This window comes from Massilia sp. BAP21 (genome assembly GCF_057801335.1).
On sequence record NZ_CM173596.1, the window covers coordinates 1115428 to 1129280 of the forward strand.

Here is a 13853-nt window from a genome sequence, read left to right on the forward strand (position 1 = left end):
CCTCATGTCGAACGAACTCCCTCCGGACGACGGGTCCGACCATGGCCTGGACGATGCGCTCGCCGTGTCGCGCCGCGGCTTCCTGCAGAGCGCCGTCGCCGCAGCCGCCGTCGCGCACCTGCCCCATGCGGGCGCCGCCGAGACTCCGGCAGCAGCCGGCGCGCCGCCGGTGCCGCCGCGTCCGGTCCAGCTCGACATCAATGGCAAGCGCCATGCGCTGACGCTGGAGCCGCGCGTGTCGCTGCTGGACGCCTTGCGCGAATACGCCGGCATGACGGGCACGAAAAAGGGCTGCGATCGCGGTCAATGCGGTGCCTGCACGGTGCTGGTCAATGGCCGCCGCGTCAACGCCTGCCTGACCCTGGCGGTGATGCACGAGGGCGACCAGATCACGACCATCGAGGGCATTGCCCAGGGCGAGCAACTGGCGCCGATCCAGGCCTCCTTCCTCGAGCACGACGCCTTCCAATGCGGCTATTGCACGCCCGGCCAGATCTGTTCGGCGGTGGCCTGCATGGACGAGATGCGCGCCGGAACGGCCAGCGCCGCCAGTCCCGATGTACGCATGAAAGTCGTGCAGTTCGGCGACGAGGAAATCCGCGAACGCATGAGCGGCAACCTGTGCCGCTGCGGCGCCTACAACAACATCGTGGCCGCGGTGCGCGCCACGGCCAAGGTCTGAGGGGCCGGCATGCATGCCATCGACTACGAACGCGCCCTTGACCCGGCGCACGCGCTGCGCCTGGCGCAAGCCGCCGATACCCGCTTCATCGGCGGCGGCACCAACCTGCTCGACCTCATGAAGGGCGGCGTCGAACGGCCGCTGCGCCTGGTCGACATCACCCGCGTCGGCCTGGCGGACATTACGGAACTGCCGGGCGGCGGACTGCGCATCGGCGCCCTGGCCCGCAACAGCGATACCGCCAACCATGCACTGGTGCGCAGCCGCTATCCGCTGTTGTCCCAGGCCTTGCTGGCGGGCGCCTCGCCGCAGTTGCGCAACATGGCGACCATGGGCGGCAACCTGATGCAGCGTCCGCGCTGCCCGTATTTCGTCGACACCGCCTTCGACATGTGCAACAAGCGCCTGCCCGGCAGCGGCTGCGCCGCACGTGAAGGCGTCAACCGCATGCACGCCATCCTCGGCGCGAGCCAGGCCTGCATCGCAGTCAATCCTTCCGACATGAGCGTGGCCCTGGCGGCGCTCGACGCCACCGTCCAGGTAGCAGGCCCGCGCGGCGGGCGCAGTGTGCCGATCGGCGACTTCCACCGCCTACCGGGCGCGCAGCCGCAGGCCGAAACTACTCTGGCGCCGGGCGAGCTGATCACCGCGGTCGACCTGCCGCCGCCCGCGTTTGCGCGCCATGCGCATTACCTGAAGGTGCGCGACAGGAGCAGCTATGCCTTTGCCCTGGTCTCGGTGGCAGCGGCACTCGACATTGCCGACGGGGTCGTGCGCCAGGCGCGCATCGCCCTGGGCGGCGTGGCGCACAAGCCCTGGCGCGTGCCGGCTGCCGAGGCACTGCTGGCCGGACACCGCCTCGATGAGGCGCGTTCGCGCGAAGCGGCGGCGCTGCTGGTACGCGGCGCGCAAGGCTTCAAGGACAACCGCTTCAAGATCGACCTGGCGCAGCGCGCCACCGTGAGCGCGCTGCGACGTGCGGGAGAGATGGCATGAGCGTCGTCGGACAAGGAATCGACCGCGTCGACGGACGCCTGAAAGTGACCGGCGCCGCCACCTATTCGGCCGAGCACAAGCTGCCGCAGCTGGCGCACGCGGTGATGGTGCTGTCGACCATTCCCAAGGGGCGGATTGCTGCGATCGACAGCGCGCCGGTCAAGGCCATGCCGGGCGTGATCGCGGTCATGAGCCACCAGAACGCACCGCGCCTGGCCTTGCCGCAGGGTTCGGAGAAAAAGGAAGGCGGCGAGCAGTCGAAACCGGACCAGAAAAAGCAGCCGCCCAATCCCAAGCTGTCGCTGCTGCAGGACGACCTGGTCTGGTACAACGCCCAGCCGGTGGCGGTGGTGATCGCCGATACCTTCGAGCAGGCGCGCGACGCGGCCCGCCACCTGCGGGTGCGCTACAACGCTGAACGGGCCCAGCTCGACTTTGCGCAGGCGAAGAAAAAGCTGCGCCGCCCGGAACCGCAGCCCGAGCGGCCGCCGGACACCGGGCGCGGCAACGTGGCGCATTCGCTGGAACGCTCGGCCACGCGCTTCGACGCCACCTATACGACGCCGATGGAAAACCACAATCCCATCGAGCCGCACGCCACCATCGCACACTGGAACGGCAACAGCCTGGTCATGTACGACTCGACGCAGAATGTCTCGGGCGTGCAGCGCACGGTCGCATCGAGCTTCGGCATCGCACCGGAACAGGTGCGAGTGGTGTGCCCCTTCGTGGGCGGCGGCTTCGGTTGCAAGGGCTCGGTCTGGTCGCACGTCGTGCTGGCGGCGATGGCCGCGAAAATGACCGGGCGACCGGTCAAGCTGGTGCTCGAGCGTACCCAGATGTATGGCCCCGTGGGTGCGCGGCCGCTGACCGAGCAGCGCCTGGTGCTGGGCGCATCGACGGCAGGCAAGCTGGCCGCGGTGCGCCACGACACGATCTCGAGCACCGCCTTCCTCGACGATTTCACCGAACCCTGCACGGCTGCCACGCGCAAGCTGTATGCCTCCGACAGCCTGCAGACCTCGCAGCGCCTGGCCACGCTGAACGTCGGCGTGCCGACCTATATGCGCGCGCCGGGAGAGTCGAGCGGCAGTTTCGCGCTCGAATCGGCGCTCGATGAACTGGCCTACAAGCTGAAGATGGACCCGGTGCAGCTGCGGCTGGCGAACTACGCCGAGAAGGACCCGGAAAAGGACGTGCCTTGGTCGAGCAAGTCGCTGCGCCAGTGCTACCGGGTGGCGGCCGAACGCTTCGGCTGGGACAAGCGCGACCCGCGGCCAGGCGCGATGAAGAACGGACGCACGCTGGTCGGCTGGGGCATGGCAACCGCCACCTATCCCGCCAACCGCAAGAATGCCAAGGCTGCGGCCACGCTGCTGCCCGATGGGACGGCCGTGGTGCGCAGCGGTTCGCACGACCTAGGCACCGGCACCTATACGGTCATGACCCAGATCGCGGCCGATGCCCTCGGCCTGCCAGTGTCGAAAATACGCTTCCAGCTGGGCGACACCCTGCTGCCCGAAGCGCCGGTATCGGGCGGCTCGCAAACCGTGGCCAGCGTCGGACCGGCCGTACACCAGGCGGCGCGTGCACTGCGCGACAAGCTGGTCGCCATGGCGATTGCCGATGCGGCTTCTCCCTTGCATGGCATGGCCGCCGGCGATATCGATGTCGCCGACGGCTGGCTGCTTGCACGTGCCGCACCCGCCCGGCGCGAGCAAATGACAGCCATCGTGGCACGCGCAGGCGGCCAGCCGGTCAGCGCCGATGCCAATGCCGAGCCGGGCGACGAGAAAAAACGCTATGCCATGCATGCCTTCGGCGCGGTGTTCGTCGAAGTGCATGTCGATCCGGATGTCGGCACGATCCGCGTGCCGCGCATCGTCGGCGCTTATGGCGTGGGCCGTGTCATGAACCGCAAGACCACGCACAGCCAGCTGATGGGCGGCATCGTCTGGGGCCTTGGCATGGGGCTGATGGAAAAGACGGAAATGGATTGGCGTTTCGGGCGCGCGGTGAATGCGAACCTGGCCGACTACCACGTGCCGGTGAACGCCGACATCGGCGCCATCGATATCGTCATCGTCGACGAAGAGGACAAGCAGATCAACGAACTCGGCGCCAAGGGTGTCGGCGAAATCGGCATCACGGGCGTAGCAGCAGCGATCGCCAATGCGGTCTACCACGCCACCGGCAAACGCATCCGGGACTTACCGATCACACCCGATAAAGTATTGGTCTGACTACGCTCGCGTAACGCTTTTCGTAGGGTGGGCCGGGCCGCGTTGGGCACCTGTGCCCACGCTGTCTCACCGTTTGAACATCGGCGCTGGATGAAAACAGTCCTGCAATCAAAACAGACGCTCAAAGCAAAAAACCCCGCAGAGATCACTCTGCAGGGTTTTTCATATAACTAGCCTGACGATAACCTACTTTCACACTGGTTGCAGCACTATCATCGGCGCAAAGTCGTTTCACGGTCCTGTTCGGGATGGGAAGGGGTGGGACCGACTTGCTATGGTCATCAGGCATGACTTGTACGAGCTTCGTTCATGGTGAACGCGGCTCAGAATCTGGAGGAAGTAAAGTTCGGTAGTAACTGTCGTGTCAACAAACAGCACTGTAATCTCGATTTAACTATACCTGCTAAGGTTATAGGGACAAGCCGTACGGGCAATTAGTACTGGTTAGCTTAATGCATTACTGCACTTCCACACCCAGCCTATCAACGTCCTGGTCTCGAACGACCCTTCAAGGAGCTCAAGGCTCCGGGAAATCTCATCTCAAGGCAAGTTTCCCGCTTAGATGCTTTCAGCGGTTATCTCTTCCGAACTTAGCTACCCGGCAATGCCACTGGCGTGACAACCGGTACACCAGAGGTTCGTCCACTCCGGTCCTCTCGTACTAGGAGCAGCCCCCTTCAAATTTCCAACGCCCACGGCAGATAGGGACCAAACTGTCTCACGACGTTTTAAACCCAGCTCACGTACCACTTTAAATGGCGAACAGCCATACCCTTGGGACCGGCTACAGCCCCAGGATGTGATGAGCCGACATCGAGGTGCCAAACTCCCCCGTCGATATGAACTCTTGGGAGGAATCAGCCTGTTATCCCCAGAGTACCTTTTATCCGTTGAGCGATGGCCCTTCCATACAGAACCACCGGATCACTATGTCCTACTTTCGTACCTGCTCGACTTGTCGGTCTCGCAGTTAAGCACGCTTATGCCATTGCACTATTAGCACGATGTCCGACCGTACCTAGCGTACCTTCGAACTCCTCCGTTACACTTTAGGAGGAGACCGCCCCAGTCAAACTGCCTACCATGCACTGTCCCCGATCCGGATAACGGACCAAGGTTAGAACCTCAAACAAACCAGGGTGGTATTTCAAGGATGGCTCCACGAGAACTGGCGTCCCCGCTTCAAAGCCTCCCACCTATCCTACACAGATTGGTTCAAAGTCCAATGCAAAGCTACAGTAAAGGTTCATGGGGTCTTTCCGTCTAGCCGCGGGTAGATTGCATCATCACAAACATTTCAACTTCGCTGAGTCTCGGGAGGAGACAGTGTGGCCATCGTTACGCCATTCGTGCAGGTCGGAACTTACCCGACAAGGAATTTCGCTACCTTAGGACCGTTATAGTTACGGCCGCCGTTTACTGGGACTTCAATCAAGAGCTTGCACCCCATCATTTAATCTTCCAGCACCGGGCAGGCGTCACACCCTATACGTCCACTTTCGTGTTTGCAGAGTGCTGTGTTTTTATTAAACAGTCGCAGCCACCAGTTTATTGCAACCCTTTCACCCTTCCACAGTAAAGTGGTCAAGCTACCGGGGCGTACCTTTTCCCGAAGTTACGGTACCAATTTGCCGAGTTCCTTCTCCCGAGTTCTCTCAAGCGCCTTAGAATACTCATCTCGCCCACCTGTGTCGGTTTGCGGTACGGTCTCGTATGACTGAAGCTTAGAGGCTTTTCTTGGAACCACTTCCGATTGCTTCGTAGCGCATGGCTACACGTCCCAGTCCCTTGAATTGCGCACCCGGATTTGCCTAAGTGCCTTCTATGAACCAGAAACCAGCTATTCCAACAGCTGGACAACCTTCCGCGATCCGTCCCCCCATCGCATCATACGACGGTGCAGGAATATTAACCTGCTTCCCATCAGCTACGCATCTCTGCCTCGCCTTAGGGGCCGACTCACCCTGCTCCGATGAACGTTGAACAGGAAACCTTGGGCTTACGGCGTGCGGGCTTTTCACCCGCATTATCGCTACTCATGTCAGCATTCGCACTTCTGATACCTCCAGCATCCTTTACAAGACACCTTCGCAGGCTTACAGAACGCTCTCCTACCATATGTCAAAGACATATCCGCAGCTTCGGTGACTGGCTTAGCCCCGTTACATCTTCCGCGCAGGACGACTCGATCAGTGAGCTATTACGCTTTCTTTAAATGGTGGCTGCTTCTAAGCCAACATCCTGACTGTTTTAGCCTTCCCACTTCGTTTTCCACTTAGCCAATCTTTGGGACCTTAGCTGGCGGTCTGGGTTGTTTCCCTCTTGACGCCGGACGTTAGCACCCGACGTCTGTCTCCCAAGCTCGCACTCATCGGTATTCGGAGTTTGCAATGGTTTGGTAAGTCGCAATGACCCCCTAGCCATAACAGTGCTCTACCCCCGATGGTGATACTTGAGGCACTACCTAAATAGTTTTCGGAGAGAACCAGCTATTTCCAAGTTTGTTTAGCCTTTCACCCCTACCCACAGCTCATCCCCTAATTTTTCAACATTAGTGGGTTCGGACCTCCAGGGCGTGTTACCGCACCTTCATCCTGGCCATGGGTAGATCACTTGGTTTCGGGTCTACACCCAGCGACTGTCGCCCTGTTCGGACTCGATTTCTCTACGGCTCCCCTATCCGGTTAACCTCGCCACTGAATGTAAGTCGCTGACCCATTATACAAAAGGTACGCCGTCACGGAACAAGTCCGCTCCGACTGTTTGTATGCACACGGTTTCAGGATCTATTTCACTCCCCTCCCGGGGTTCTTTTCGCCTTTCCCTCACGGTACTGGTTCACTATCGGTCGATTACGAGTATTTAGCCTTGGAGGATGGTCCCCCCATGTTCAGACAGGATTTCTCGTGTCCCGCCCTACTTGTCGTACGCTTAGTACCACCGGTCTGATTTCGTGTACGGGGCTATCACCCGCTATGGCGCCTATTTCCAGAAGCTTCCACTATCAGTCCGACTATCACGTACAGGCTCTTCCCATTTCGCTCGCCACTACTTTGGGAATCTCGGTTGATTTCTTTTCCTGCAGCTACTTAGATGTTTCAGTTCGCCGCGTTCGCTTTGCATACCTATGTATTCAGTATGCAATGACCTAAAAGGCCGGGTTTCCCCATTCGGAAATCTGCGGATCAAAGTGTGTTTGCTCACTCCCCGCAGCTTATCGCAAGCTACTACGTCCTTCATCGCCTGTAATCGCCAAGGCATCCACCATGTGCACTTATTCGCTTGTCCCTATAACGTTAGCCCCTGCTGACACAGGGAGCGTTATAGAAATCAAGAGTACAGCGTGTTGCATGTTTGTTGATACTTGATTACTACCCTAAGTGTTTAGTTTCGCTGCTTGCGCAGCTGACTAAACGCTTAAAAAAACTTTACTTCTTCCAGATTGTTAAAGAACAGAACAACAGTGATCTCTAAAAGATCAAACCTAAGCAGCTTGTCATTGATGACTTGCTTACGTTTGCACTTTCAGTTTTCGGTACCAAGTAATGGTGGAGGATGACGGGATCGAACCGACGACCCCCTGCTTGCAAAGCAGGTGCTCTCCCAGCTGAGCTAATCCCCCAAGGATTTCATTCGCATGAAACGTGGTAGGGCTGGTTGGACTCGAACCAACGACCCCCGCGTTATCAACACGGTGCTCTAACCAGCTGAGCTACAGCCCCGAAACTGTGTTCTTCTTGTTCAACAGTCGATAAGTGCGGACGCTTGATGATGAGCGTTAGCTCCGGTGCTACTCTAGAAAGGAGGTGATCCAGCCGCACCTTCCGATACGGCTACCTTGTTACGACTTCACCCCAGTCACGAATCCTACCGTGGTAAGCGCCCTCCTTGCGGTTAAGCTACCTACTTCTGGTAAAACCCGCTCCCATGGTGTGACGGGCGGTGTGTACAAGACCCGGGAACGTATTCACCGCGACATGCTGATCCGCGATTACTAGCGATTCCAACTTCACGCAGTCGAGTTGCAGACTGCGATCCGGACTACGATACACTTTCTGGGATTAGCTCCCCCTCGCGGGTTGGCGGCCCTCTGTATGTACCATTGTATGACGTGTGAAGCCCTACCCATAAGGGCCATGAGGACTTGACGTCATCCCCACCTTCCTCCGGTTTGTCACCGGCAGTCTCATTAGAGTGCTCTTGCGTAGCAACTAATGACAAGGGTTGCGCTCGTTGCGGGACTTAACCCAACATCTCACGACACGAGCTGACGACAGCCATGCAGCACCTGTGTTCAGGTTCCCTTTCGGGCACATCCAGATCTCTCCAGACTTCCTGACATGTCAAGGGTAGGTAAGGTTTTTCGCGTTGCATCGAATTAATCCACATCATCCACCGCTTGTGCGGGTCCCCGTCAATTCCTTTGAGTTTTAATCTTGCGACCGTACTCCCCAGGCGGTCTACTTCACGCGTTAGCTGCGTTACCAAGTTAATTAAAACCCGACAACTAGTAGACATCGTTTAGGGCGTGGACTACCAGGGTATCTAATCCTGTTTGCTCCCCACGCTTTCGTGCATGAGCGTCAATCTTGACCCAGGGGGCTGCCTTCGCCATCGGTGTTCCTCCACATCTCTACGCATTTCACTGCTACACGTGGAATTCTACCCCCCTCTGCCAGATTCAAGCCTTGCAGTCTCCATCGCAATTCCCAGGTTGAGCCCGGGGCTTTCACGACAGACTTACAAAACCGCCTGCGCACGCTTTACGCCCAGTAATTCCGATTAACGCTTGCACCCTACGTATTACCGCGGCTGCTGGCACGTAGTTAGCCGGTGCTTATTCTTCAGGTACCGTCATTAGCAAAGGATATTAGCCCCTACCGTTTCTTCCCTGACAAAAGAGCTTTACAACCCGAAGGCCTTCTTCACTCACGCGGCATTGCTGGATCAGGCTTGCGCCCATTGTCCAAAATTCCCCACTGCTGCCTCCCGTAGGAGTCTGGACCGTGTCTCAGTTCCAGTGTGGCTGGTCGTCCTCTCAGACCAGCTACTGATCGTCGCCTTGGTGAGCCTTTACCTCACCAACTAGCTAATCAGATATCGGCCGCTCCAGGAGCATGAGGTCTTGCGATCCCCCACTTTCATCCTTAGATCGTATGCGGTATTAGCGTAACTTTCGCTACGTTATCCCCCACTCTTGGGTACGTTCCGATATATTACTCACCCGTTCGCCACTCGCCGCCAGGTTGCCCCGCGCTGCCGTTCGACTTGCATGTGTAAAGCATGCCGCCAGCGTTCAATCTGAGCCAGGATCAAACTCTTCAGTTCAATCTCTGTTTTCGCCATTTCTGGCAACCTCTTACGAGGTGTCGCTCACTCAAAATACTGACCGTCACTCATTGCTGAGCAACGTATTTCTTTTGTGCGAACATTTGATAATTTAAGTAATCAGCTGAACTAGTCAACTGGCACCTTCATCAAACGCCCACACTTATCGACTGTTAATTGTTAAAGAACTTATTCGGTACTACTTGCTGCGCTTCGACAAATCGTTTTGTTTGTCAGCAGCATAGAAGTGAGATTATGCAGTGTTTCGCGATCTTCGTCAACTCCTCTTTTTTACTGCGCCGCGTTTTCCGCGGCTCCTGCTACACCCGTCAACTACTTGATTTCGTTGTCGTTTTCGCGAGGGACCGAACTATAACAAAGCTGAGCGAACTCTGCAAGCGCCACTTCTGGATGCTAGTCCGCATAGCGACGTAGCGGCCACGCTGGACGCGCTTGCCCGACGACTCCCTGGAACTCAGCAAAAAATAGCCGCTGCGCGGCTACCTTTCGTGCGTTAGCAATAGAACATTTGTTCTATGGATACGCTTCAGCGCTCGCCGCATACTCTTGCGATCACATTCCAGCGCTTTCGTACACCATGAAAATTTCCTATACAAACATGCGTTACCCAAGACAGATGATTGGCATTCTCGGCCTCGCAGTCCTGATGTCGGCCTGTGGCGGCGGGGGTGACTCTGACACCTCAAACAATGGCGCGAACGCTTCGACGGGTCCAGGGACAGGCGCTACTGTCCAAGCGCCCGACGCGCAGATTGTCGCTTACCTGAAGTCCAGCAATATCGATTTCGTCCCCGGGGCAAACGGCCGGCCGGAAGGCACCTGGCGCTGGCCCGGTACCCCAGACCGGCATATTGCCGTTTATCTCCCTACTCCGGCGGCGGGCAACGCAACGGAGGCGGATTACGCAAACAAGGTCACGACCAGCGTCAACCTGCTCAATGCGAAATTGAGTGGTCTGCTGGTCCTCGACCTGACCGCCACGCGCCCTGCCAGCGGGAATTTTATCCAGGTCAGCTATCTGACTTCCTGGGTGCCGCCAGGTTCGACCGATTACGCCAGCTATTGTGCGAATGTCGCCACGGGTCCGAATACCGGGAGCATGATCATGCCCGATGCGAGCAACGGCATCTTCTCTGCCCCGGTGTATGTGAACCTCGGGAATGGCCGCTGCAATGTGACCCAGGACATCGTCACCCATGAATTCGGCCACGCACTTGGCCTGGCCAACCATTTCGCCAGCTTCGGCGATGCCCCGGCCAATGCGTGGACGACGGCTTATTTCGACGTGCTGGCTACGCTCTACGGCAATCCACCATCCACGCCAGTGGCCAATATCGTCGTCAAGCGCGCGAAGAATTGAACGGAATCGGCCCGGAAATTCCGGGTCGTCACAAATGGCATGGTGTGGCGCATGGAATGTAGAGTTGCCTGGACATCAACGATATGATTGCTCAAACAACAATCGACGAGCACCATGCGCCCGTATCACTTTGAGCCTGCAATATCGGGGGAGACCACACGATGATCGAACGCATGCTGTTCGATCTCTATTCCGGCGCACGAGACCTGCCTCTCGCGGAATTCGGTGAACTGGGATTCGGTATTGTGCGCAGTGTGCTGCCCATTCACTCCGGCATGTTCGGCCACGGCACCTATGACGCGCGCGGCTACGTCACGATCCATACCCTGCACCGCCACGAGGTGCCGGCGGAACGGCTGCTCGAGCGCGTGAACCTGCCCGGGCCAGACCCGGCCATCAGGAACAGCCTCGCGCACGCGGGCCAGACAGTACACACCCCCACCCAGGCGCACGCGCGTGACAACGCCGACCTCGGCCGCTACATCCGGCGCTACGACATCTGGAACGCGTTCACGCTGATTCCTGGCGTTCCTGCGGGCGCGCCGACAGATGGCGTGACGGTCTGGACCGGCCGGATGAAGCGCAGCATGAGTGCGGCCAAACCCATTGACAGCGCGCATCAGGTCCTACCCCACCTGCTTCTCGCCAACAGCATCAACCGCCGCCTGCAGACTGGGGAAACGGGACCGGCCTGCGCGGTCGCGGCAGCGGATGGCGTACTGCTGAGCGCTAGTCCGGCGGCCCTCGCACTGCTATCGGCGGAATGGCCCGACTGGAATCCGCCTCATCTGCCGAAGCCATTGACGGCGGCGCTGCAGGCCAGGCGCCACGTCGAGGCTGGCACGCTGAGCATTAGCGCCTCGATGGCCAATCAATTGCTGTTCATTCGATTGGCACGCCGGACCGCTCCCAGCCTGAGCCCCGCCGAGCAGCGTGTGGCCGCGATGGCCATCGCCGGCGCGGCATACAAGGAAATCGCACGAGACTGCAATGTGTCGCTGTCAACGGTGCGCAACCAACTGCATGCGATCTATACCAAGCTGGGCGTGAGCAACAAGACAGCGTTGGCAAAGGCCCTTGCCGGTCAGGGACAAATGTAGAAGCGCCTGCGCTTCAGATCGAGAAGAGGTATCCTGCAGCGCCTGGCATAGCGACGCCTCAGTGCACCAATTCTTCCGGCGTCGTGGCCTGCTCTTCGGCGGCCTTTATTTTTTTGCGGCGGCGCCAGAAAACCAGCGCGGCAAGGACAGTGAATACGCCGATGCCGGCAATGGGCGGTGGCACGGGAGACGGATCGTTTTCCGCCGGGCTCGATGGATCGCGCAACGTATCCGGGAAAGGACGCGCGTCGACCGGCACGATTTTCCAGTCGGCCTGGTCCGCAGGCACCCGCGACTGGAATTCGTCGAACGAAAATACCGGTGCCGAACCGTTTGCGCGGCTCGAAGGAATTTGCGGAATACGCACCAGGAAGATGGCGTCGACGTCGCTCCTGAGCTGCTGCTCGTAAGGCGTCAACGTACGCCCGGCCTTGCCAGTGGCCCCGACGATGTCGAGCAGGTCCAGTCCCGCCGCTTCGAATGCCACCGCCGGCAGGAGCCGGGTTTGTTCTTCGTTCAGGTAATCGTAGATCTTGCGGCCGCTTTGCAGGCTGCCATCCTTTGCAGCGATATACGCATATGCTGCGAGCGACTTCAGCGGCGCCGACGGGCCGCGTTCGGGAATATGCCAGCCCAGGGAATCGAAGACGTCGACGCTGATGCCGGCGCAATTCGCGCTCGCATGCCGGTACTGGAAATCGTGGCGGTAGAAATGGTTGAATACGCGCTGCACACCGCCCTGGTAGGCCGCCGCGGTACGCGCGTTGTTCAGCACCGCCACCAGCATGTACGACGGACGGTAATACTGCTGGCCGCTGTTCAGGTCCATCAGGTAGTTATCCATCGGGAGCGTTGCCGCGACAATGCCCTTTTCGCTGAACGAATCCAGGTTATAGAAATTGTTGACGGCCCAGTCGGCCCATTCTCCCTTGTTACCGATACGGCCGGTGGCGATCGCAAAGTGTCCGCCCAGGGACTCGTCGTCATCGCCCTGGGCGCCGTTCAGGACGAATCCGAGTACCGGCTTGTGCTTCCAGTTGCGCGCTTGGCCGGGATGCCGTTCCCATAACAGGCGTGTATCGATGCCGCGTGCTTCCTTGACCGGCGCGCGCACGAATGCAGCCAGGTCCGAGCTTGTTTGAAGCGGCTGGCTTGGCATCCTGTCCAGGTCGAAGGCGAAATCGCTGGGCCAGATCGTGCGAGCGACGAATACGTCTTTTCCGCCGGCGTTGTCGATCGCGCCGCGCATGCGCACCGTGCGGCCGGCAAAGTAGGCGGCGGTGGCGTCGTTGGCATAAGAAAGGTTGGTGGGAATCTTGGGCACGAGCCGGATGTCGTGCTCATTGCCGTCTGCAGCACGAACGCGCTGGGCGCCCGGCAGCATTACCGCGTTCTCGAGGATGCTCGGTGCGCCGATCCAGACCAGCGATGGATGGGCCAGTTTTTCCGGCTGTTGTGTAGCAGCCCATCTGGCGACATCGCTCCTGCGATCCGCTCCCTGCGTGAAGCCCGATACTGTTGCGCCGCTTGCGGGAACAGCGATCAAATCGTTTTCGAAATACCACAGGCCCTGTTTCGGGACGGTGCAGTTGCCGCACTTTCCTGTCTCCAGTCGAAAACGCTCAGCTGACAATAAGCCGATCGATTCCGATTCCAGCGCGCCTTTCAATCCAGCGGACGATGGACTTGTCGTGGCGTCGGCGGCGCCGGCAAGGCCTGCAAACGCAGCGGCGGCAACACCAAGGAGCTTTCGGGCCATGCTATTTCCTCATTCTCGGTAAGAAGAACAAACTTACCGTGAATGATGCCTGAAAAACTTGATGTCAGGCATTAACGTGGAAAGAAGAATGAAACAGCCGGGCAGGAATACGACATGGGCATCGACAAGAAACCGACACTAAGGACAGGAAAGCCCAAAAGCAAAAAGCCCACCAGTCTTAACTGGTGGGCTTCGCTTTATAACTAGCCTGACGATAACCTACTTTCACACTGGTTGCAGCACTATCATCGGCGCAAAGTCGTTTCACGGTCCTGTTCGGGATGGGAAGGGGTGGGACCGACTTGCTATGGTCATCAGGCATGACTTGTACGAGCTTCGTTCATGGTGAACGCGGCTCAGAATC

6 protein-coding genes, 2 tRNA genes and 4 rRNA genes are annotated in these 13853 nt (G+C 58.8%); 5 read left to right on the forward strand and 7 right to left on the reverse strand.

The genetic code is table 11. The features are described 5' to 3' along the window. The first annotated feature begins 4 nt into the window (after positions 1 to 4). The 3 genes from ACWYRN_RS04920 to ACWYRN_RS04930 are packed head-to-tail and all read left to right on the forward strand — an operon-like array spanning position 5 to position 3921. Complete coding sequence (locus ACWYRN_RS04920; RefSeq protein ID WP_488691403.1) at positions 5 to 682, forward strand: 2Fe-2S iron-sulfur cluster-binding protein; 678 nt, start codon at positions 5 to 7, stop codon at positions 680 to 682. 9 nt (positions 683 to 691) lie between these two features. Then, positions 692 to 1678, forward strand: coding sequence for an FAD binding domain-containing protein (locus ACWYRN_RS04925; RefSeq protein ID WP_488691404.1), 987 nt, complete (start codon positions 692 to 694; stop codon positions 1676 to 1678). Next, complete coding sequence (locus ACWYRN_RS04930) at positions 1675 to 3921, forward strand: xanthine dehydrogenase family protein molybdopterin-binding subunit (protein ID WP_488691405.1); 2247 nt, start codon at positions 1675 to 1677, stop codon at positions 3919 to 3921. Before ACWYRN_RS04925 ends, ACWYRN_RS04930 begins: the two co-directional genes overlap by 4 nt. A gap of 173 nt (positions 3922 to 4094) precedes the next feature. Here the strand turns inward: ACWYRN_RS04930 and rrf (ACWYRN_RS04935) are convergent. The 5 genes from rrf (ACWYRN_RS04935) to ACWYRN_RS04955 all read right to left on the reverse strand — a co-directional run bounded on the left by rrf (ACWYRN_RS04935) (position 4095) and on the right by ACWYRN_RS04955 (position 9249). Next, positions 4095 to 4207: ribosomal RNA gene (rrf, locus tag ACWYRN_RS04935) — 5S ribosomal RNA — on the reverse strand. Positions 4208 to 4334: 127 nt separating this feature from the next. After that, positions 4335 to 7209, reverse strand: a 23S ribosomal RNA gene (locus ACWYRN_RS04940). Between the two features lie 258 nt (positions 7210 to 7467). Then, a tRNA-Ala gene (locus tag ACWYRN_RS04945) sits at positions 7468 to 7543 on the reverse strand. Positions 7544 to 7566: 23 nt separating this feature from the next. Next, positions 7567 to 7643, reverse strand: a tRNA-Ile gene (locus ACWYRN_RS04950). 77 nt (positions 7644 to 7720) lie between these two features. Continuing rightward, positions 7721 to 9249, reverse strand: a 16S ribosomal RNA gene (locus ACWYRN_RS04955). Together the 16S, 23S and 5S rRNA genes with 2 tRNA genes alongside form the textbook arrangement of a ribosomal RNA operon. A gap of 598 nt (positions 9250 to 9847) precedes the next feature. On the opposite strand from ACWYRN_RS04955, the gene ACWYRN_RS04960 reads away from it, so the two are divergent. Both ACWYRN_RS04960 and ACWYRN_RS04965 read left to right on the forward strand, forming a co-directional pair. Further along, a complete protein-coding gene (locus ACWYRN_RS04960; RefSeq protein ID WP_488691406.1) occupies positions 9848 to 10630 on the forward strand; it encodes a hypothetical protein in 783 nt (260 codons plus the stop codon). 161 nt (positions 10631 to 10791) lie between these two features. Then, on the forward strand, positions 10792 to 11730 hold the full coding sequence (locus ACWYRN_RS04965) for a helix-turn-helix transcriptional regulator (RefSeq protein WP_488691407.1): 939 nt from the start codon (positions 10792 to 10794) through the stop codon (positions 11728 to 11730). A gap of 58 nt (positions 11731 to 11788) precedes the next feature. Here ACWYRN_RS04965 and ACWYRN_RS04970 read toward each other — a convergent pair whose 3' ends face one another. Both ACWYRN_RS04970 and rrf (ACWYRN_RS04975) read right to left on the reverse strand, forming a co-directional pair. Beyond that, entirely contained in the window at positions 11789 to 13489 is a 1701-nt protein-coding gene (locus tag ACWYRN_RS04970; protein ID WP_488691408.1) for a hypothetical protein, read from the reverse strand. Between the two features lie 206 nt (positions 13490 to 13695). Further along, a 5S ribosomal RNA gene (gene rrf / locus ACWYRN_RS04975) occupies positions 13696 to 13808 on the reverse strand. Positions 13809 to 13853: the final 45 nt, after the last annotated feature.

Coding starts and splice junctions, on each gene's coding strand:
- ACWYRN_RS04925 (WP_488691404.1), top strand. CDS start 692: ATGCATGCCATCGACTACGAACGCGCCCTTGACCCGGCGCACGCGCTG.
- ACWYRN_RS04920 (WP_488691403.1), top strand. CDS start 5: ATGTCGAACGAACTCCCTCCGGACGACGGGTCCGACCATGGCCTGGAC.
- ACWYRN_RS04965 (WP_488691407.1), top strand. CDS start 10,792: ATGATCGAACGCATGCTGTTCGATCTCTATTCCGGCGCACGAGACCTG.
- ACWYRN_RS04960 (WP_488691406.1), top strand. CDS start 9,848: ATGAAAATTTCCTATACAAACATGCGTTACCCAAGACAGATGATTGGC.
- ACWYRN_RS04970 (WP_488691408.1), bottom strand. CDS start 13,489: ATGGCCCGAAAGCTCCTTGGTGTTGCCGCCGCTGCGTTTGCAGGCCTT.
- ACWYRN_RS04930 (WP_488691405.1), top strand. CDS start 1,675: ATGAGCGTCGTCGGACAAGGAATCGACCGCGTCGACGGACGCCTGAAA.